This is a genomic window from Streptomyces sp. NPDC046335 (assembly GCF_055587985.1).
The window spans coordinates 356,397-375,933 of record NZ_JBVJFF010000011.1 but is presented as its reverse complement, the minus strand read 5'-3'; the positions used below and the strand labels follow the sequence as shown (position 1 = coordinate 375,933).

The 19,537-nt window shown below is 70.5% G+C and carries 17 protein-coding genes; 10 read left to right on the top strand and 7 right to left on the bottom strand.

The annotated features are described in order from the left end of the window. Positions 1-121: 121 nt before the first annotated feature. The 5 genes from ACZ6JY_RS27705 (at position 122) to ACZ6JY_RS27685 (ending at position 5,370) form a co-directional block, all read left to right on the top strand. The gene (locus tag ACZ6JY_RS27705; protein WP_469199968.1) at positions 122-1,399 is read left to right on the top strand and encodes an MFS transporter; all 1,278 of its coding nucleotides are present in this window, start codon (positions 122-124) and stop codon (positions 1,397-1,399) included. A gap of 10 nt (positions 1,400-1,409) precedes the next feature. Then, positions 1,410-1,919, top strand: a complete 510-nt coding sequence (locus tag ACZ6JY_RS27700; RefSeq protein ID WP_469199966.1) for a MarR family winged helix-turn-helix transcriptional regulator — start codon at positions 1,410-1,412, stop codon at positions 1,917-1,919. 104 nt (positions 1,920-2,023) lie between these two features. Continuing rightward, complete coding sequence (locus tag ACZ6JY_RS27695; protein WP_469199964.1) at positions 2,024-2,356, top strand: DUF3817 domain-containing protein; 333 nt, start codon at positions 2,024-2,026, stop codon at positions 2,354-2,356. Between the two features lie 74 nt (positions 2,357-2,430). Then, on the top strand, positions 2,431-4,131 hold the full coding sequence (locus ACZ6JY_RS27690) for an acyl-CoA mutase large subunit family protein (protein ID WP_469199962.1): 1,701 nt from the start codon (positions 2,431-2,433) through the stop codon (positions 4,129-4,131). 147 nt (positions 4,132-4,278) lie between these two features. Next, positions 4,279-5,370 (top strand): alpha/beta fold hydrolase, encoded by a 1,092-nt coding sequence (locus ACZ6JY_RS27685; RefSeq protein ID WP_469199960.1) that lies wholly within the window; start codon positions 4,279-4,281, stop codon positions 5,368-5,370. Positions 5,371-5,403: 33 nt separating this feature from the next. Here the strand turns inward: ACZ6JY_RS27685 and ACZ6JY_RS27680 are convergent, their stop codons facing one another. After that, on the bottom strand, positions 5,404-6,048 hold the full coding sequence (locus ACZ6JY_RS27680; protein ID WP_469199958.1) for a TetR/AcrR family transcriptional regulator: 645 nt from the start codon (positions 6,046-6,048) through the stop codon (positions 5,404-5,406). A 319-nt stretch (positions 6,049-6,367) separates the two neighbouring features. Here ACZ6JY_RS27680 and ACZ6JY_RS27675 point away from each other — a divergent pair, with 319 nt between their 5' ends. The 4 genes from ACZ6JY_RS27675 to ACZ6JY_RS27660 all read left to right on the top strand — a co-directional run bounded on the left by ACZ6JY_RS27675 (position 6,368) and on the right by ACZ6JY_RS27660 (position 10,706). Further along, on the top strand, positions 6,368-7,351 hold the full coding sequence (locus ACZ6JY_RS27675) for a tetratricopeptide repeat protein (protein ID WP_469199956.1): 984 nt from the start codon (positions 6,368-6,370) through the stop codon (positions 7,349-7,351). 633 nt (positions 7,352-7,984) lie between these two features. Then, a complete protein-coding gene (locus ACZ6JY_RS27670; RefSeq protein ID WP_469199954.1) occupies positions 7,985-8,602 on the top strand; it encodes a DUF6230 family protein in 618 nt (205 codons plus the stop codon). Positions 8,603-8,758: 156 nt separating this feature from the next. Continuing rightward, positions 8,759-9,328 carry a DUF6114 domain-containing protein gene (locus ACZ6JY_RS27665; RefSeq protein WP_469199952.1) on the top strand — a complete coding sequence of 190 codons (570 nt, stop codon included), beginning with the start codon at positions 8,759-8,761 and terminating at the stop codon, positions 9,326-9,328. After that, on the top strand, positions 9,318-10,706 hold the full coding sequence (locus ACZ6JY_RS27660) for a hypothetical protein (protein ID WP_469199950.1): 1,389 nt from the start codon (positions 9,318-9,320) through the stop codon (positions 10,704-10,706). Before ACZ6JY_RS27665 ends, ACZ6JY_RS27660 begins: the two co-directional genes overlap by 11 nt. A gap of 64 nt (positions 10,707-10,770) precedes the next feature. Here the strand turns inward: ACZ6JY_RS27660 and pyk are convergent, their stop codons facing one another. The 3 genes from pyk to pta form a co-directional block, all read right to left on the bottom strand. After that, positions 10,771-12,198, bottom strand: a complete 1,428-nt coding sequence (pyk, locus tag ACZ6JY_RS27655; protein WP_469199948.1) for a pyruvate kinase — start codon at positions 12,196-12,198, stop codon at positions 10,771-10,773. A gap of 106 nt (positions 12,199-12,304) precedes the next feature. Beyond that, positions 12,305-13,525 carry an acetate kinase gene (locus tag ACZ6JY_RS27650; protein ID WP_469199946.1) on the bottom strand — a complete coding sequence of 407 codons (1,221 nt, stop codon included), beginning with the start codon at positions 13,523-13,525 and terminating at the stop codon, positions 12,305-12,307. Positions 13,526-13,548: 23 nt separating this feature from the next. Then, positions 13,549-15,627, bottom strand: a complete 2,079-nt coding sequence (gene pta / locus ACZ6JY_RS27645; RefSeq protein WP_469199944.1) for a phosphate acetyltransferase — start codon at positions 15,625-15,627, stop codon at positions 13,549-13,551. Positions 15,628-15,917: 290 nt separating this feature from the next. Here pta and ACZ6JY_RS27640 point away from each other — a divergent pair, with 290 nt between their 5' ends. Then, positions 15,918-16,943 (top strand): ATP-dependent 6-phosphofructokinase, encoded by a 1,026-nt coding sequence (locus tag ACZ6JY_RS27640; protein WP_447040078.1) that lies wholly within the window; start codon positions 15,918-15,920, stop codon positions 16,941-16,943. Between the two features lie 17 nt (positions 16,944-16,960). On the opposite strand, the gene ACZ6JY_RS27635 is transcribed toward ACZ6JY_RS27640, so the two are convergent. The 3 genes from ACZ6JY_RS27635 to ACZ6JY_RS27625 all read right to left on the bottom strand — a co-directional run bounded on the left by ACZ6JY_RS27635 (position 16,961) and on the right by ACZ6JY_RS27625 (position 19,432). Further along, positions 16,961-17,590, bottom strand: coding sequence for an XRE family transcriptional regulator (locus ACZ6JY_RS27635; protein WP_469200128.1), 630 nt, complete (start codon positions 17,588-17,590; stop codon positions 16,961-16,963). Positions 17,591-17,759: 169 nt separating this feature from the next. Continuing rightward, positions 17,760-18,794 (bottom strand): hypothetical protein, encoded by a 1,035-nt coding sequence (locus ACZ6JY_RS27630; protein ID WP_469199942.1) that lies wholly within the window; start codon positions 18,792-18,794, stop codon positions 17,760-17,762. Then, positions 18,782-19,432: a hypothetical protein gene (locus ACZ6JY_RS27625; protein WP_469199941.1), complete on the bottom strand. Its 651-nt coding sequence runs from the start codon at positions 19,430-19,432 to the stop codon at positions 18,782-18,784. Before ACZ6JY_RS27625 ends, ACZ6JY_RS27630 begins: the two co-directional genes overlap by 13 nt. Between the last annotated feature and the right edge of the window lie 105 nt (positions 19,433-19,537).

Here is a 19,537-nt window from a genome sequence, read left to right as displayed (position 1 = left end):
ACCTCCCTCACGGGGCTTGCTTTGGCCTTGCTCCGGCCCACCCCGGCACCGCTCCGGTTTCGGAGATTCGGCTGGTGCCGAAACTCTAGGGGCGTCGGTGGGGCCGCGTCAGGCTGCGGTCATGGAAGACGCCTCCGAGCCCGCCACCGGTTATCTCCGGGTCTTCGCCGTCCGGGAGTTCCGTGCCGTCTTTGTCGCGCACGCGTTCTCCCTGCTCGGCGTCGTCATCAGCGAGATCGCCCTGACCGTGCTCGTCTACGGGCTCACCGGGTCCCCGCTGCTCAGCGCCCTCACGTTCGCGCTCGGCATGCTGCCCTACCTGGTCGGCGGGACGCTGCTCTCCGGGATCGCCGACCGGTTCCCGCCGCGGCGGGTGCTCGTCGTCTGCGACGTGGTGTGCGCCGGGTGCGCGGCGCTCATGGCGTCACCCGGGACACCCGTGTTCGGGCTGCTCGCCCTGCGCTGCGCCATCGCCCTCGTCGCGCCCGTCTTCAGCGGCACCCGGATGGCCACCCTCACCGACATCCTGGGCGACGGCGACCTCTTCGTACTCGGCCGCTCCCTCCTGCGGATCGTCTCGCAGAGCTCGGTCCTCGCCGGCTTCGGGCTCGGCGGCATCCTGCTCACCTTCGTGTCGCCGCGCGGGGCGCTCGTCATCACCGTCGCCACGTTCGCCGCGTCGGCGCTGCTCCTGCGGTTCGGCACCCGCAAGCGGCCCGCGCGCGGGGGCGGTGGCGCGGCGCTGGTCCGCTACTCGCTCGCCGGCGCGCGCCAGGTGCTCGGCGACCGCCGGGTACGGGCCCTGTTGCTGCTCTTCTGGGTGCCGCCCATGTTCATGGTCGCCCCCGAGGCGCTCGCCGCCCCCTACGCGGACCAGATCGGGGTCGGCGTCGCGGGCGTCGGGCTGCTGATGTGCGCGCTGCCGGTGGGCACCATCGCGGCCGAGCTGTACGCCGGGTCCGCGCTGTCCGCGGGTTCGCGGGCCCGCATCGTGCTGCCGCTCGCCTCCCTGACCCTGCTGCCGCTCGCCGTGTACGTGTGCACGCCGGGCCTCGGCTGGGCCGTGGCCGCGCTGGTCCTCGCGGGGACGGGGTCCGCGTACACCCTGGGGCTCGACCGCTGGTTCGTCGACGCCGTGCCGGAGGAACTGCGGGGGCGCGCGATGACCGTGCACACGGCGGGACTCATGACCGTGCAGGGCGTGGGCATGGCGCTCGCGGGCCTGGCCGCCGAGTTCTGGGCCGTGAGCACGGTCGTCGCGGGGGCGGGCCTCCTCGGCACGGTCTGCTGTCTGCTCCTCGCGGCGGAGGTGCGGCGCACAGCGGCCGCCGCGCCCGCTCCGAAGGTACGTAAGCCCGAATTGCGAGACGGGGCAGACCAGCATATGACCGGCGGGTAAGGTCTTTGGCGTGCCGAAGCCGCTCAGTCTTCCCTTCGATCCCATCGCCCGCGCCGACGAGCTCTGGAAGCAGCGCTGGGGATCGGTGCCGGCCATGGGCGCGATCACCTCGATCATGCGCGCGCACCAGATCCTGCTCGCCGAGGTCGACGCCGTCGTCAAACCGTACGGACTGACCTTCGCGCGCTACGAGGCGCTGGTGCTCCTCACCTTCTCGCAGGCCGGCGAGCTGCCGATGTCGAAGATCGGCGAGCGGCTCATGGTGCACCCCACCTCCGTCACCAACACCGTCGACCGTCTCGTGAAGTCGGGCCTCGTCGACAAGCGGCCGAACCCGAACGACGGACGCGGCACGCTCGCCTCCATCACGGAGAAGGGCCGCGAGGTCGTCGAGGCCGCCACACGCGAGCTGATGGCGATGGACTTCGGGCTCGGGGCGTACGACGCCGAGGAGTGCGGGGAGATCTTCGCGATGCTGCGGCCCCTGCGGATCGCCGCGGAGGACTTCGAGGAGAAGTAGCGCGGTGCACGCGACGGACCGCCGGGCGGCGAAGCGAAGCCGTTCGTTCCGCCCGGGGCGGGGTCGGCGAAGATCGCGTGCAACGGGCCGTTACGCTCGTAGCCATGAAGCGAAGCGTGCTGACCCGCTACCGGGTGATGGCCTACGTCACCGCCGTAATGCTGCTCGTGCTGTGCGTGTGCATGATTTTCAAGTACGGCTTCGACAAGGGTGAGGGTCTGACGCTCGTCGTGTCGCAGGTGCACGGCGTGCTCTACATCATCTACCTGATCTTCGCCTTCGACCTGGGCTCCAAGGCGAAGTGGCCGTTCGGCAAGCTCCTGTGGGTGCTCGTCTCCGGCACCATCCCGACCGCCGCGTTCTTCGTCGAGCGCAAGGTCGCCCGCGAGGTGGAGCCGCTGATCACCGACGGCTCGCCGGTCACCGCCAAGGCGTAGCCTCCGCCGCCACGGGCAAGCTCGTGGCGGTTTCCCATCGACATTTACTAGGACGTCCTAGTAAATTCGGGGGTATGGACGCTGACGCGATCGAGGAAGGCCGCCGCCGCTGGCAGGCCCGTTACGACAAGGCCCGCAAGCGTGACGCGGACTTCACCACGCTCTCCGGCGACCCGGTCGACCCGGTGTACGGGCCGCGGCCCGGCGACACGTACGACGGGTTCGAGCGGATCGGCTGGCCCGGGGAGTACCCCTTCACGCGCGGGCTCTACCCCACCGGGTACCGCGGCCGGACCTGGACCATCCGCCAGTTCGCGGGCTTCGGCAACGCCGAGCAGACGAACGAGCGCTACAAGATGATCCTGGCCAACGGCGGCGGCGGCCTCTCGGTCGCCTTCGACATGCCGACCCTCATGGGCCGCGACTCCGACGACCCGCGCTCGCTCGGCGAGGTCGGCCACTGCGGTGTCGCCATCGACTCCGCCGCCGACATGGAGCTCCTCTTCCAGGACATCCCGCTCGGCGACGTGACGACCTCCATGACGATCAGCGGGCCCGCCGTGCCCGTCTTCTGCATGTACCTGGTCGCGGCCGAGCGCCAGGGCGTCGACCCCGGCGTCCTCAACGGCACGCTCCAGACGGACATCTTCAAGGAGTACATCGCGCAGAAGGAGTGGCTCTTCCAGCCCGAGCCGCACCTGCGCCTCATCGGCGACCTGATGGAGCACTGCGCGCGCGACATCCCCGCGTACAAGCCGCTCTCCGTCTCCGGGTACCACATCCGCGAGGCCGGGGCGACGGCCGCGCAGGAGCTCGCGTACACCCTCGCGGACGGCTTCGGGTACGTGGAGCTCGGCCTCTCCCGCGGTCTCGACGTGGACGTCTTCGCGCCCGGCCTCTCCTTCTTCTTCGACGCGCACGTCGACTTCTTCGAGGAGATCGCGAAGTTCCGCGCGGCGCGCCGCATCTGGGCCCGCTGGCTGCGCGAGGAGTACGGGGCGAAGACCGACAAGGCCCAGTGGCTGCGTTTCCACACCCAGACCGCCGGCGTCTCCCTCACCGCCCAGCAGCCGTACAACAACGTCGTGCGCACGGCGGTGGAGGCGCTCGCCGCGGTGCTCGGCGGCACGAACTCCCTGCACACCAACGCCCTCGACGAGACCCTCGCGCTGCCCAGCGAGCAGGCCGCCGAGATCGCGCTGCGCACGCAGCAGGTGCTCATGGAGGAGACCGGCGTCGCGAACGTGGCGGACCCGCTGGGCGGCTCCTGGTACATCGAGCAGCTCACCGACCGCATAGAGGCCGACGCCGAGAAGATCTTCGAGCAGATCAAGGAGCGCGGGCGGCGGGCCCGCCCCGACGGGCAGCACCCCATCGGGCCGATCACGTCCGGCATCCTGCGGGGCATCGAGGACGGCTGGTTCACCGGCGAGATCGCCGAGTCCGCCTTCCAGTACCAGCGGTCCGTGGAGAAGGGCGACAAGCGCGTCGTCGGCGTCAACTGCCTCGAAGGCTCGGTCACCGGTGACCTGGAGATCCTGCGGGTCAGCCACGAGGTGGAGCGGGAGCAGGTCAAGGACCTCGCGGGACGCAGGGCGGGACGGGACGACGCACGCGTGCGTGCCTCGCTCGACGCGATGCTCGCGGCGGCGCGTGACGGCTCCAACATGATCGCCCCCATGCTGGAGGCCGTACGGGCCGAGGCCACCCTGGGCGAGATCTGCGGCGTACTCCGCGACGAGTGGGGCGTCTACGTGGAGCCGCCGGGCTTCTAAGGCCGTGCCTCGATAGGGGCGCGGGGAACTGCGCGACTAGCCCCCACCGGCCCGCGGGTCTCCTGGCAACGTGAGGAAGAACGCAGGTTTAAGTCCCCCAGGTCAGGGCAGGCGCCGGATCCCAGTGCCCCCGACCCAGGAGACTCCGTGAGCTCGTCCGGCCACGCCCGCACCGCCGCCATCGCCATAGGAGCCGCCACCTTCACCGTCCTCGGCGCGCTGCTCGTGGGCGGCTCCGGCGAGGTCAGCGCGAGCCCGCCGCCCGAGCCGAAAGTGCAGGACGACTTCGACTCGCTCGGCCCCGAGGTGCGGGCGGCGAAGCTCGCCGACGGGCGGACGGCGCACTACTCGGACACCGGCAACACGGACGGCCGCCCCGTCCTGTACATCGGCGGCACCGGCACGAGCGCCCGCGCCTCGCACATGACGGACTTCTTCCGCACCACCCGCGAGGACCTGGGCCTGCGGCTGATCTCCGTGGAGCGCAACGGCTTCGGCGACACGGAGTACGACGCCGGGCTCGACAAGGGCGACTACGCCGAGGACGCCCTTGCCGTCATGGACCGGCTGAAGGTGAAGGACTTCACCGTGGTCGCCATCTCCGGCGGCGGCCCGTACGCCGCCGAACTCGCCGCCAGGGCCCCCGAGCGCGTCTCGGCGCTGCACCTCGCCGCGGCCCTGCCGCCCTACGGCACGGAGCCCGCGTTCTGCGGCATGAGCGACGAGGCGCTCGCCGACGCCGTGCGGGACCAGATCAAGGACCCGCGCAAGTGGTGGGCCTTCCCCGACGACAGCCCCGTGAAGTCGATACCGGGCTTCGCCGACACCGCGTACGAGGAAGGCGCGCGGACCTACAACCAGCGCGGCCAGCAGTCCGACCCGGCGCCCCAGGTCCACGAGCAGCGGCTGTACTGCGAGCGCCCCGGCCCCGACCTGTCGCAGCTCGACGCGCCCGTCTACCTCTACGGCGGCAAGAAGGACACCACTGTCCCGCCGGAGACCCTGAAGGACTGGCAGCGGGAGCTGCCCGAGGTGCGCAAGGTGCGGACGTACGCCGACTCCGGCCACGACGTGCAGTACCGGCACTGGGACCAGATCCTGGTCGACATGGCCGGGCACGACGACCGCACGGTCGTCTGCAAGGGCAAGCACACGCGCGTGCTCGTCGCCAGGGAAGCGGACCGGCTCGTCGACAAGGGCCACGCCACGCTCGGCAGCTGCGCCTGGGCCAAGAAGTAGCCGACTTCGGAAGCCGCGGGCGAGCCCGGCTGATCAGCCGGGCTCGCCCGCGGCTTCCGCCGCCGTGGCCAGCCCGCTCAGCAGCAGCAGTGTGAAGCGGCGGGCCCACTCCTCGTCGACGGGTTCCGCGCTGACCAGCGCCCGGTGGACCACCGCGCCGGCGATCACGTCGAAGATGAGGTCCGCCGTGCGGGCCGCCGCGGCGTCGTCCGGCTCCGCGGGGAGCTCGCCCCGCTCCTGCGCCCGTTTCCGCCCCGCGAGGACCAGCCGCTTCTGGCGGTCCACGATGGACGCCTTGATGCGGTCCCGCAGCGGCTCGTCCGTCGTCGACTCGGCGACCACCGCCATGAGGGCCGTCTTCGTCTCGGGCCGCCCCAGCAGCAGCGCGAACTGCAGGACCACGCCCTCGATGTCCGCGGCGAGGCTGCCCCGGTCCGGCAGCTCCAGCTCGTCGAAGAGCTCCGCCACCGCGTCCACGACCAGCTCGCTCTTGCCCGCCCAACGTCGGTACAGCGTCGTCTTGGCGACCCCGGCCCGCGTGGCGACGGCGCCGAGCGTCAGTTTCGACCAGCCGAGTTCGACCAGGCCCTGCCGGGTCGCCTCCAGGATCGCGGCGTCGGCGGCCGGGCTCCGCGGACGGCCGCCGGTGCGGTGGGAGGGAGTGGGGGGACTCTGCATGCCCGCGACCATACCGGCCAGTACGGGCCCCTCCGGGGCACCGAGTGAGAGAGATCACCGGGGGTGTCTTCCCAGGTCCGCCGGGCGCCAGTTACGCTACGACCCGTAGCGAAAGCGACATCACGCCGAGCGACACCACACAGCACGACCAGAGCGCGACCACGCACACGATCACGCAGGACCCGAGGCGCGGGGTGGGGACCCCGGGCCAACCAGCGGTCCTCCTCGGGACCTTGAAGCCGTGCCCCTGGGACCCCGCGATCCGGCGGGACGTCACAGACGGGCGCGGTTCGCCCACGGCTTGGGGGAGGATGTACTCATGCAGCCACGGAACATGTCCATGAGCGGAGTCGTCGACCTCGCCGCGGTGAAGGCGGCCCAGGAGGCCAAGGCGAAGGCGGAGCAGGCGCGCGCCGAAGCGGCCCGGCAGGGCGGGGGCGCGGCGGGCGCCGCGGTCTCCCCGTCGAGCCTGGTCATCGATGTCGACGAGGCGGGCTTCGAGCTCGAGGTCCTGCAGCGGTCCACCGAGGTCCCGGTCGTCATCGACTTCTGGGCCGAGTGGTGCGAGCCGTGCAAGCAGCTGAGCCCGCTCCTCGAGCGGCTCGCGCAGGAGTACAACGGCCGTTTCCTTCTCGCCAAGATCGACGTCGACGCGAACCAGATGCTGATGCAGCAGTTCGGGGTCCAGGGGATTCCGGCCGTCTTCGCGGTGGTCGCCGGGCAGGCGCTCCCGCTCTTCCAGGGCGCGGCCCCCGAGGCGCAGATCCGCCAGACCCTCGACCAGCTCATCCAGGTCGGCGAGGAGCGCTTCGGCCTGACCGGTCTCGCGGTCGACCCCGCGGCCGGGGGCGAGGAGCCCGCCGAGGCGCCGGAGGTGCCCGCGGGCCCGTACGACGCCCTGCTCGAAGCGGCCGTCCAGGCGCTCGACGCGGGTGACCTCGGCGGTGCCGTCCAGGCGTACAAGAACGTGCTCAGCGACGACCCGGCCAACACGGAGGCCAAGCTCGGCCTCGCCCAGGCCGAACTGCTGGAGCGCGTGCAGAACCTCGACCCGCAGCAGGTCCGCAAGGAAGCGGCCGACAAGCCGGCGGACGTGCCGGCGCAGATCGCCGCCGCCGACCTCGACCTGGTGGGCGGGCACGTCGAGGACGCCTTCGGGCGGCTCATCGACGCGGTGCGCCGCACGGCGGGCGACGACCGCGACAAGGCGCGGGTGCGCCTGCTCGAACTCTTCGAGGTGGTGGGCGCCGACGACCCGCGCGTGATCGCGTCACGCACGGCCCTCGCCCGTGTCCTGTTCTGACCGCTCTCGGCTGACCAGTTACTAAACGCCGGGGCATGTGATGCCGGAGTGAAAACTTCGTCCCCCGGTGCACACAGTGGCCGCGCTTTACCAAAACTTGGTAAACGCGGCCACTGTTACTCCGAGTAAGGCATCGACTTTCTTCTGGGCGCTTTCGTCCGCCCATGTCCCGTTCACTCCCACCACCTGGGACACCGTCCGTGGCCGACCGATACCGGGCGGTCGCAGCCCGGTTATCCGCCCGTTACCAGTGAGTAACGAACCCCCTTGTGCGGGGACCGAGAATGCACCACGATCGGCGACGCTCGGTCCAATGACCCGCAGCCTCGACAGCCACTCGGGGAGCGGGCCTGAGGTCCCCACCGAGCAGACCGGTGACGCCGTCGCCGGTCTTGGACAGGGGGGTCTCTGCCGTTCCGGCAGGGCCTGTCCGTGAGGTTGTGCGTGATGCGTCAGGCGCGACCAGTGGTTGTCGCTCGGGGGTGATCGCCGGTGATGTGTGGTGCGGTACGCGCCTCCGATACGGGCGCTCTCCTTCCCGAGGACGTAGCACTTCTCCCATCCCTGCCCGGCTGAGCCGCCCGAACGGGAGCAGTCAGGGCCGGAGATGTACGTCCGAGAAGGAGGAAAGTCATGGAGTCCGTGGCTCGTGGCGGAACCAGATGGAAGCGGTTCGCCGTGGTCATGGTGCCGAGCGTCGCGGCGACAGCCGCGATAGGCGTCGCCCTGTCCCAGGGTGCGCTCGCGGCATCGTTCAGTGTGTCAGGTCAGCAGTTCAAGGTGACTGCCGACAAACTCGACGGCACGGGATTCGTCCAGTACGGGGCCTTGGACAGCGGCAAGTCGGGTAACCACCCGGTCACCGTCGTCGGCCTCGAATCGGCCAAGATCACCAACCTGTGCCAGTCCGTGGTCGTCCCGGTACCGGTCTTCGGCGATGTGTCGATGACCCTCAACGCCGGTGCGCCCGGTGGTCCGAAGGTCTTGGCGAAGAAGCTGTACATCGACGCCGACGACCTTCAGGCCAACGCGACCTTCAACAAGATCGACATCGGTGTATCGGTCGACCGGACCACCAAGGGTCCGGGTCCGGCCAAGGGTGACAAGTACGCCCCGGACTCGTTCGCGCAGCAGGCGGAGTCGGTGCAGTTCACCGACGTCAAACAGCGTGCGTGGGCGACCACCGCCGGCACCTTCAAGCTCTCTGGCCTCCACATGTCGGTCAAGAAGGGCAAGCACGAGTGCTACTAGGGCCAACGCTGCCCTAGTAGGTCGTACGCAGTTCGGTACGCACTCGATGCGATGAACGGCCGGGCGCGGGGGCGCGACGGCACTCGACGGAGCCGTCCCCGTGCCCGAATCCGCACGACACACAGAACCAACGCCATTCCCGAGGAGCTGTACGACATGAGCGCCGAAGCGCAAGTGGGACTGAGCGACAAGCTCGGCCGGATGCGCGGATCGTTCCGGGGGTGGCGCGGTCAGCGCCCGTTCTGGGGTGGTCTGCTGACTCTTCTCGGCGGCATCCCGATCATGTACTTCCCGTATGCGAACCTCACGCTCGGCACGATGACGATCCGGATGGCGACCACCGCCGGCGCCGGGTCGCTGATCATCGGCGTGCTGTTGGTCGTGCTCGGCCTGACCATGTGGTTCCAGCCGCACTCCCGGGTCTTCGCGGGCGTCGCGGCGATCCTGCTCGCCCTGGTCTCCCTCGTGGTGTCCAACTTCGGCGGCTTCGTCATCGGCTTCCTGCTCGCGCTGATCGGCGGCGCCCTCGGCGTCTCCTGGGCGGCCGCGAGGCCTGCCGGTGAACCCGCGAAGGGACGCAAGGCCCAGGGGGCGGGCGGCCCCGTGGACGACGGGGCGCCCGGGGCTCCCGACGCGGCGGCCGCGGGTGGGGTGAGCGGCGCGCAGGACGATCTGTCAGGAACGAGCCCGACGAACGGGACGAACGGGAGGCGCCGTGCCGGCTGACGAGGTGCACCACGAGAGCTCCGCGGGGGAGCTCCGTGCGAGAACCGGGCCGCGCCACGCGGCACCCAGGAAGCCGCTGCTGACCCGGCTTCAGGTACCCGCGGGCAAGGCGATAGCCATCGCGGCCATGCCGACCGCGGTCCTGATGGGCATGGGCCTGACCCCGACGCTCGCGCAGGCGAAGCCGGGAGTCCCCGACAACCCCTTCCAGGACGGCCCCTGCGTCACCGCGCCCGACAAGGACGCGGAGGACGAGGCGGGGCAGGACGCCGCAAAGGCGGAGGAAGAGGCCGCGGAGAAGGACGCTCAGGACGCCGCCGAGCAGGACGCCGGGAAGAAGGCGTCCGACGGGGACAAGTCCGACGGGGACAAGGCAGGCGCGGACAAGTCAGGCGCGGACCAGGGCGAGCAGGGCGACGACGCGCGGGGTGAGGGGAAGCCTTCCGCGACCGCGTCACCCTCCGCCGGGGACGGGGCGGACGCGGACGACAAGGACGAGCCGGCCTCGGAGCCGTCCGCCGACGAGCCCGAGCCCGCGGAGACCAAGAACCCCTGGGACCCGCTGGGTCTCGGCGACGCCCTGAAGGACGCCTTCACGCCCGACGACAAGGAGAAGGAGGAGGAGAAGGAGAAGGAGCCCGCGAGCCCGGCGCCCGACTCCTCCGACTCCTCCGGCTCCTCCGACTCCGAGGACAAGGTCACCGACCCGGTCAAGGACACGGTCGGCAAGGTCGGGGACGGCGTCGAGGACGGCCTGGAGAAGGGCACCGACGGTGTCGCGGACGAGGCAGGCAAGGCCGGGGACGAGGTGAAGGACGCGGCCGAGGAGAAGGACGCGGCCGAGGAGAAGGACGGGGCCGAGGCCGAGGACCCGATGGCGCCGGACGCGAACGGCAAGAAGCCGTTCCCGTGCGTGGTCGAGAAGAAGGTCGACGGCGAGGGAGAGCAGACGCCCGTCCCGATCCCGAACCAGCCGTGGCACCTGGAAGCCAGCTCGCTGACGCTCAAGGGCGCCGACTACCAGGGCGTCGTGAACCTGACGATGCCCAACGGCAAGACCAAGCAGGCCCTGAAGTACGTCGTGCAGAACACCGACATCGGCGACCTGCACCAGATCGTCGAGGGGCCGGGCGGCAAGAAGTACCACGTCGAGGCGGCCAAGGGCTCCACGTCCACCATCAGGGGCGGGGAGACCACGATGTACACCGAGCGGATCTCGGGCAAGCTGTTCGGGCTCATCCCGATCACCTTCGACCCCGAGCACCCGCCGCCGCTCAACATTCCGCTGATCCACTTCACGGATGTGACGGTGCAGCAGGCGGGCCAGTTCGGCGGGAACCTCACGATTCCCGGCCTGCACCAGTCGATCTCGGGCTGAACCGGCTGAACCGGCTGAGAGCGCTGAGGGCGCCCCCATGAACAAGGGGGCGCCCTCGACCGTCCTAGTTGCCGCCGCCGCCCAGGTGGTGCACCCGGACCATGTTGGTGGTGCCGGGGACGCCGGGGGGCGAGCCCGCGGTGATGACGACCGTGTCGCCGTCGTTGAAGCGGTTGAGCTTGATCAGCTCGGCGTCGACGATGTCGACCATCGCGTCGGTGTTGTCGACGTGCGGCACGACGTAGGTGTCCACGCCCCAGCTCAGCGTGAGCTGGTTGCGGGTCGACTCGTCGGTGGTGAAGGCCAGGATCTGCTGGGCCGCGCGGTAGCGGGACAGACGGCGGGCCGTGTCACCGGACTTGGTGAAGGCGACCAGCGCCTTGGCGCCCAGGAAGTCCGCGATCTCGGCGGCGGCACGGGCCACCGAACCGCCCTGCGTACGCGGCTTCTTGCCGGGCACGAGCGGCTGGAGGCCCTTGGAGAGCAGCTCCTCCTCGGCCGCCGCGACGATCTTCGACATCGTCTTGACGGTCTCGATCGGGTACGCGCCGACGCTGGACTCGGCCGACAGCATGACCGCGTCCGCACCGTCCAGGATCGCGTTGGCGACGTCGGACGCCTCGGCGCGCGTGGGGCGCGAGTTGGTGATCATCGACTCCATCATCTGGGTCGCGACGATCACCGGCTTGGCGTTGCGGCGGCACATCTCCACGAGGCGCTTCTGCACCATCGGGACCTTTTCGAGCGGATACTCGACGGCGAGGTCACCGCGGGCCACCATCACGGCGTCGAACGCCGCGACGACGCCCTCCATGTTGGCGACGGCCTGCGGCTTCTCCACCTTGGCGATGACGGGGACCCGGCGGCCCTCCTCGTCCATCACCTTGTGGACGTCCTTGACGTCGCCCGCGTCGCGCACGAAGGACAGGGCGACCATGTCGCAGCCCATCCGCAGGGCGAAGCGCAGGTCGTCGACGTCCTTCTCGGAGAGCGCGGGCACGTTCACGGCCGCGCCGGGCAGGTTGATGCCCTTGTGGTCGGAGATGACGCCGCCCTCGACGACGATCGTCTTCACGCGCGGGCCGTCGACCTCGACGACGCGCAGCTCGACGTTGCCGTCGTTGATCAGGACCTGGTCGCCCTTGGAGACGTCGCCGGGCAGCCCCTTGTAGGTGGTGCCGCAGATCGACTTGTCACCGGGCACGTCCTCGGTGGTGATGGTGAACTCGTCACCCCGCACCAGCTCGACGGGTCCCTCGGCGAAGGTCTCCAGGCGGATCTTCGGGCCCTGGAGGTCGGCGAGGACGCCGACGGCACGGCCGGTCTTCCCGGCGGCCGAGCGGACGCGGTCGTACCGGCCCTGGTGCTCGGCGTGCGTGCCGTGGCTGAAGTTGAAGCGGGCCACGTTCATACCGGCCTCGATCAGCGAAATGAGCTGATCTTCGGAGTCGACGGCTGGGCCCAGCGTGCAGACGATTTTGGAACGGCGCATGGGGGCGATCCTATCGGTTTGTTTCGCGTCGGAATATTCCGTCTGGTGGAATCTACAAATGGGCGGAAGTGCGCTCAGGCGTTGCGGTGCCGGGCCGAATTCGGATTCACGTTTTCGCCGGGTCACTGACCAGGGCGTAAGTCTGGTTCGCGATCTCCAGTTCCTCGTCCGTCGGAACGACGGCGACGGCCACGCGCGCGTACTCCGGCGAAATCAGCCTGGCTTCGTCGGATCGTACGGAATTCAGCTCGCCGTCGACCGCGAGGCCCAGCTCCTCCAGGCCGGCCACGGCCGCCTCGCGCACCGGCGCCGCGTTCTCGCCGACCCCGGCGGTGAACACGACGGCGTCCACCCGGCCGAGCACGGCGTAATAGGCGCCTATGTACTTCTTCAGGCGGTGGATGTAGATGTCGAAGGCGAGCGCGGCCGCCTGATCGCCCTCGTCGATCCGGCGCCGGATTTCCCGCATGTCGTTGTCGCCGCAGAGCCCGACGAGACCGCTCTTCTTGTTCAGCAGGTCGTCGATCTCGTCGATCCCCATTCCGCCCACCCGGGCCAGGTGGAAGATGACCGCCGGGTCCATGTCGCCGGAACGGGTGCCCATCACGAGCCCCTCCAGCGGTGTGAGCCCCATGGAGGTGTCCACGCATCTGCCGCCCCGCACGGCCGACGCCGAGGCGCCGTTGCCCAGGTGCAGCACGATCACGTTGACGTCCTCGGGAGCCTTGCCGAGCAGCTCCGCGGTGGCGCGCGAGACGTAGGCGTGCGAGGTGCCGTGGAAGCCGTAGCGGCGTACGCGGTGCTGGTCGGCGGTCGCCACGTCCATCGCGTAGCGCGCGGCGGACTCCGGCATCGTCGTGTGGAACGCGGTGTCGAAGACGGCGACCTGCGGCAGGTCGGGGCGGAGCGCCCGGGCGGTGCGGATGCCGGTGATGTTCGCCGGGTTGTGCAGCGGGGCGACCGGCACGAGCCGCTGGATCTCGGTGAGTACCTCCTCCGTCACCACGGTCGGCTCGGTGAACCTCAGGCCGCCGTGCACCACCCGGTGGCCGATCGCGGCCAGCTCGGGGGAGTCGAGGCCGAGGCCGTCGGCGGCCAGTTCCGCGGCGACGGCCTTCAGCGCCGCATCGTGGTCGGCCATCGGCTCCTCGCGCTCGCGGGGCTCCGAGCCGCCACCGGCCAGCGGCGTGTGCCGCAGCCGCGAGCTCGCCTCGCCGATCCGCTCGACCAGGCCGACGGCGAGCCGTGAGCGGTCCCGCATGTCGAGGAGCTGGTACTTCACCGACGAGGAGCCGGAGTTCAGGACGAGTACACGAGTGGAGGTCACTTACGCAGCGCTTTCTGTGGAAGTCAGCCGGTGGCCGGGGTCTGGGCCTGGATCGCCGTGATGGCGACGGTGTTGACGATGTCCTGGACGAGCGCGCCCCGGGACAGGTCGTTCACCGGCTTGCGCAGGCCTTGCAGGACCGGACCGACGGCGATGGCGCCGGCCGAGCGCTGCACGGCCTTGTAGGTGTTGTTGCCGGTGTTCAGGTCGGGGAAGATCAGCACGCTGGCCTGGCCCGCGACGTCGGAGCCGGGCAGCTTGGTGGCGGCGACCGAGGGCTCCACGGCGGCGTCGTACTGGATGGGCCCCTCCACCTTCAGGTCGGCGCGGCCGGCGCGCACCAGCTCGGTGGCCTCGCGCACCTTGTCGACGTCGGCGCCCGAACCCGACGTACCCGTCGAGTACGAGAGCATCGCGATCCGCGGGTCCACGCCGAACTGCTCGGCCGTCGCGGCCGCCTGGACCGCGATGTCCGCGAGCTGCACGGCGTTCGGGTCCGGGTTCACCGCGCAGTCCCCGTACACGAGGACCTTGTCGGTGAGGCACATGAAGAAGACCGAGGAGACGATCGTGGCCTCCGGCTTGGTCTTGATGATCTCGAAGGCGGGCCTGATGGTCGCGGCGGTGGAGTGCACCGAGCCGGAGACCATGCCGTCGGCGAGGCCCTCCTCGACCATCAGCGTGCCGAAGTAGTTCACGTCGGTCACCACGTCGTGGGCGAGCTCGACGGTGACGCCCTTGTGGGCGCGGAGCGCGGCGTACCGCGCGGCGAAGCGGTCCCGCAGCTCCGAGGTCTGCGGGTCGATGACCTCGGAGTCGGCGAGGTCGACGCCGAGGTCGGCGGCCTTCTTGCGGATCTGCTCGACCGGGCCGAGCAGCGTCAGGTCGCAGACGCCCCGGCGCAGCAGTACGTCGGCGGCGCGCAGCACGCGCTCCTCGGTGCCCTCGGGCAGCACGACGCGACGGCGGTCGGAACGGGCCCGCTCCAGGAGCTTGTGCTCGAACATCATGGGCGTGAGGCGGTCGCTGCTGGGCGCCGAGACGCGGCCGAGCAGGACCGCGGTGTCCACGTACCGCTCGAAGAGGCCGAGGGCGGTCTCCGCCTTGCGGGGCGTCGCGGCGTTCAGCTTGCCCTCCAGGGCGAAGAGCTCGGCCGCCGTGGGGAAGGAGCCGCCGGAGACGGCGATGACCGGGGTGCCGGGCGCGAGGCGGTCGGCGAGGGTGAGGATCTCCTGGCCCGGCTGTTCGTCCAGGGTGAGCAGGACGCCCGCGATGGGCGGCGTACCGGCGCTGTGCGCGGCGAGCGAGCCCACGACCAGGTCGGCGCGGTCGCCGGGGGTGACGACGAGGCAGCCCGGGGTCAGGGCCTTGAGGAACCTCGGCAGCATGGCGCCGCCGAAGACGAAGTCGAGCGCGTCACGGGCGAGCCCGGAGTCGTCGCCGAGCAGCACGCGGCCGCCGAGCGCATGGGTGATCTGCGCGACCGTCGGCGCGGAGAGGGCGGCCTCGTCCGGCAGGACGTAGCTGGGCACGGGCAGGTCGGGGGCGAGGAGCTCGTGTATCTCGGCGCGGTCGGCGGGGGCCACCCGGTTGGTGATCATCGCGAGGATGTCGCAGCCGAGGCTCTCGTACGCGCGGTGGGCGTTGCGCGTCTCGGCGCGCACCGACTCGGCGGTCTGCTTCCTGCCGCCGACCACGGGGATCACGGAGGCCCCGAACTCGTTCGCGAGCCGGGCGTTGAGCGAGAGCTCGTCGGGGAGCTGGGTGTCGGCGAAGTCTGTGCCGAGGACGAGCACGACCTCGTAGTCCCCGGCCACCGCGTGGAAGCGGTCCACGAGCCGTGAGACGAGCTCGTCGGTGCCCTGCTCGGCCTGGAGCGCGGACGCCTCGTGGTAGTCCATGCCGTACACCGACGCGGCGTCCTGCGAGAGGCGGTAGCGGGCCCGCAGCAGGTCGAAGAGGCGGTCGGGGCCGTCGTGGACGAGCGGGCGGAAGACACCGACCCGGTCGACCTGACGCGTCAGGAGTTCCATGACTCCCAGTTCGACGACCTGGCGGCCGTCGCCGCGGTCGATCCCGGTCACGTACACGCTGCGCGTCACGCGTGCTCTTCCCTTCTTCGCTGCTCTCAGGACGCCCGGAGCGGGCCGCCGAGCGAGCTGGACAAATTACCCGATATCGCGGCTGTGCCCTCTTGACAATACCTCTGTGGCTGAATAGGGGGCTTGTGAAGGAACTCCACGGCCGCCCGACGGTCGGGTGCCCTGGCTCGGAGGGCTCCATCCCTGTCGCACGAACATCCCTCAAACACCTGTGAGCGGCGTCCCCCCTCCGGCCGTGGAACAATCGGACCGGCTCACAAGTACCTGTAGCGAGCAGGAGACACAGCGCGATGCGTATCGGAATTCTCACCGCGGGCGGCGACTGCCCCGGCCTCAACGCAGTGATCCGGTCGGTCGTGCACCGTGCCGTCACGCACTACGGCGACGAGGTCATCGGCTTCGAGGACGGCTACGCGGGCCTGCTCGACGGACGCTACCGCGCCCTCGACCTGAACGCGGTCAGCGGCATCCTGGCCCGCGGCGGCACGATCCTCGGCTCGTCCCGCCTGGAGCGCGGCCGGTTCCGGGCGGCCTGCGACAACGCCAAGGACCTCATCGAGCGCAGCGGCTTCGACGCGCTCATCCCGATCGGCGGCGAGGGCACGCTCACCGCGGCGCGCATGCTCTCCGACGCGGGCGTGCCGGTGGTCGGCGTCCCGAAGACGATCGACAACGACATCTCCTCCACGGACCGCACCTTCGGCTTCGACACGGCCGTCGGCGTCGCCACGGAGGCCATGGACCGCCTCAAGACCACCGCCGAGTCCCACCAGCGCGTGATGGTGGTCGAGGTCATGGGCCGCCACGCCGGCTGGATCGCCCTGGAGTCCGGCATGGCGGGCGGCGCCCACGGCATCTGCCTGCCCGAGCGCCCCTTCGACCCCGCCGACCTGGTCAAACTGGTCGAGGAGCGGTTCTCGCGCGGCAAGAAGTTCGCGGTGATCTGCGTGGCCGAGGGCGCGCACCCCCAGGAGGGCACCATGAACTACGGCGTGGGCGCGATCGACCAGTTCGGCCACGAGCGCTTCCAGGGCATCGGCACGGCCCTCGCGTACGAGCTGGAGACCCGCCTCGGCAAGGAGGCCAAGCCGGTCATCCTCGGCCACGTCCAGCGCGGCGGCACCCCCACCGCGTACGACCGCGTCCTCGCGACCCGCTTCGGCTGGCACGCGGTCGAGGCCGTGCACAACGGGGACTACGGCAGGATGACGGCGCTGCGCGGCACGGACATCACGATGGTGCCGCTCGCGGAGGCGGTCACGGAGCTGAAGCGGGTGCCGAGGAACCGGATGGACGAGGCGGAGTCGGTCTTCTAGCGGCCGGGAGGCCGGGCCTATGCCCCGCCGCCCCGGACGAGACCCCAGAAGTGTTCGAGCACGCGCTCCAGATAGTCCCGCCCGGCCTCGCCGGAGGCGTCCGAACCGGCCCCGGAGCCCCAGCTCAGGGTCCGTGCCATGCGTGACTGGTAGTCGTCGTGCATCTGCCGCAGTACGTCCTCGACGTGCCGTTTCTCCACGGGCAGCAGCTTGGCCACGGGCCGTACGTACCCCTGCCAGCGGGTGGTGACGGCGCTGCGCAGCAGTTCGGCGAGGGGCTCGGCGCGTCCGGTGACCTCCACGAAGTCGGGCACGGCCAACCGCAGGGCGCGGGCGAGCGCCTGGGACTGCCGTTCGTTGCCGCGCCAGGTGTTGGTCTCCTCCATCCGCAGATACGCCTGGAGCTCCACGCCGGACTGCCGGGCGACGTCCTCCGGGGCGAGCCCGCACGCCAGCCGGTGCTCCCGCAGGGTCCTCGCGGCGCCCATGAGGTCCCCGGGGGAGCACCAGAGCGTGGCCGCGAGCGCGGTGAGCTCGGCGGAGCTGGGCGCCGACAGTCCGCGCTCCCAGGAGGCGATGGTGTCGGGAGTGATGTGGGTGAGCCCGTAACTGGCCCGCATTCCGTAGGCGACGTGCCCGTGCGCCATCCCCAGCGCCTCGCGCAGGCGACGGGCGGCCGGGAAGTTGAAGGGCGGCGTGGGAGGCTGCGGCGATTGGCTCGATTGCACGGGCACACGGTAAGCGCTGCGAGAGCCCGCGACTACGGTGTGTTCCTACGAGGTTGCGGATTGGGGGAAAGGTGCCGAAGGAAGGCCCTCAGCGGTTGATGGCCTGGATCTCCTGGACGACCACGTCCTGCTCGGCGCCGAACTCGCCGTCGGGAAGCTGCTGTTCGCCGTCCACGCCGGTGCCCGTCCAGTGGATCTTCCAGGTGACCGTCGCCTTCAGCGGGTACGAACCGTCTCCCGATGACCGCAGGTACTTCACCCCGCAGGGCGGCTCCTCCTTGGAGCTGCCCTTGGTGTAGGGCCGCCCGATCTTGCCGTCCACGATCTCGCAGACGCCGTCCGCGGGGTACGTCTCGGCGTCCGCCGTCCCCGGGTCGATCTTCAGGGAGACCGGTTCGGCGGTCGTCGTCGCCTCGATGCCGAGGACCTGGACCCTGGCCGTGACCGACACCGGCTTGAACTCCGCGCCGTCCAGCCAGGCCCAGGTGGGCAGGTTCACCTTGGTCTCGGCCTCGGGGGCCAGCGACACCTTCGTGCCGGGCACGCGGATCCTGGCGTACGCGAGCTTCGCGAGCACCTCCGCGTCGATGACGGGGAGACCGGCGGGCGGCGGCTCGCCCTCGTCGACCCAGAACGTTTCCTCGTCGCACTTGTCCCAGCCGGGCGGGAAGTCCTTGTTGGCGTACCCGTGCCACCAGTAGCCCTCGCCGGCCTTGTCGAGGTTGAAGTTCTTGTACGGCTCCCCGTCGACGTACCGCTTGCGCTGCTCCAGGTCCCACTCGGCCCCCGTGGACTCCGCCCCCCACACCGCCTCACGCTCCTTCTTGAACTGGGCGGGGGTGTAGGCGGGGCCGTACCAGCAGGGGGGCGGGCTGTAGTCACCCGTCGGGGCGATCGCGCCGGTCTTGGGGCCCGAGCCGTTCTTGGAGTCGTCGTAGCTGATGCCGCCGGCGGTGGCGAGGAGGGAGCCGCCCTCCTGGCTGCCCGACACCTCCGGTGCGGGCGCCGCCCCGGTTCCACCGCCGATGCCCTTCTCGGCGGCGGCCGGCGTGGCGGACAGGGTCACACCGGTCATGGCCGCGGCGGCCATCAGCGCCATCGACCTGTACTTCATGGCTGGCATTTGTCGCTCCCCCGAGTCGCGTTCAGCTTCGTGGTCACCCAGACACCTGACTTGTTCTTGCTGAGCTGGGCGGCGTAGAGCACGTAACTGTTCTTCGTGGCAGGTCCCTTGTCGACCTTGTCCTTCTTGAGGTACTTGTCGTAGGCCTTGCTCTGGTCCTCGCAGTACGTGAGGCCCGCGCTGTCGCCGTCCGCCGTGACGGCCGCTTCGTAGTAGCGGTAGGCGCCGGTCGTGCGGGCCTCGGCCTTCACGTATTCCTCGACGTACTTCTGCGCGTTGGCCGCGGCCTCGCCCTCGTAGTAGAAGCGCAGCGCCTTGTGGGCCGGGGACTTCTCGGCGATGGCCATGTCGACGGCCTGGATCGCCTGCTCCCTGTCCGCCAGCACGGCGTCCTTCACCTTGTCGCCCGTCTTCGCCCAGTCGAAGGTGAAGGAGACGTCCGACGGCAGCTCGATCTCCGGCCGGTCCGCCACCGGTGCCCGCTCGTCCGGCGGGGCCGGCTTCTCGTCACCGCCGCCCGCCTGCTCCGCTCCCGCGATCTTGTCGTCCTCCGGCTTGTCGTCGTTGCCGCAGGACGTCAGCAGCAGGGCCGCGGACGCGGTGAGCGCGGCCGTCGCGAGGCGGAAGGGGCGGTTCACTGTCAGCTCCTGGCGAAGTGGGAGGGAGGTCGTGGGTCTCGCACGCTAGTGCCGTCCAGGAGCCGGTACCAGGGAGATGTGTGCGTACGAAAGGGGCGCGGGGGA

What these genes read in the sequence shown, in the direction of transcription:
- ACZ6JY_RS27705 (WP_469199968.1), top strand. Translation starts at nt 122, where the DNA reads ATGGAAGACGCCTCCGAGCCCGCCACCGGTTATCTCCGGGTCTTCGCC.
- ACZ6JY_RS27695 (WP_469199964.1), top strand. Translation starts at nt 2,024, where the DNA reads ATGAAGCGAAGCGTGCTGACCCGCTACCGGGTGATGGCCTACGTCACC.
- ACZ6JY_RS27690 (WP_469199962.1), top strand. Translation starts at nt 2,431, where the DNA reads ATGGACGCTGACGCGATCGAGGAAGGCCGCCGCCGCTGGCAGGCCCGT.
- ACZ6JY_RS27680 (WP_469199958.1), bottom strand. Translation starts at nt 6,048, where the DNA reads ATGCAGAGTCCCCCCACTCCCTCCCACCGCACCGGCGGCCGTCCGCGG.
- ACZ6JY_RS27675 (WP_469199956.1), top strand. Translation starts at nt 6,368, where the DNA reads ATGCAGCCACGGAACATGTCCATGAGCGGAGTCGTCGACCTCGCCGCG.
- ACZ6JY_RS27670 (WP_469199954.1), top strand. Translation starts at nt 7,985, where the DNA reads ATGGAGTCCGTGGCTCGTGGCGGAACCAGATGGAAGCGGTTCGCCGTG.
- ACZ6JY_RS27665 (WP_469199952.1), top strand. Translation starts at nt 8,759, where the DNA reads ATGAGCGCCGAAGCGCAAGTGGGACTGAGCGACAAGCTCGGCCGGATG.
- pyk (WP_469199948.1), bottom strand. Translation starts at nt 12,198, where the DNA reads ATGCGCCGTTCCAAAATCGTCTGCACGCTGGGCCCAGCCGTCGACTCC.
- ACZ6JY_RS27640 (WP_447040078.1), top strand. Translation starts at nt 15,918, where the DNA reads ATGCGTATCGGAATTCTCACCGCGGGCGGCGACTGCCCCGGCCTCAAC.
- ACZ6JY_RS27635 (WP_469200128.1), bottom strand. Translation starts at nt 17,590, where the DNA reads ATGGCGCACGGGCACGTCGCCTACGGAATGCGGGCCAGTTACGGGCTC.
- ACZ6JY_RS27630 (WP_469199942.1), bottom strand. Translation starts at nt 18,794, where the DNA reads ATGCCAGCCATGAAGTACAGGTCGATGGCGCTGATGGCCGCCGCGGCC.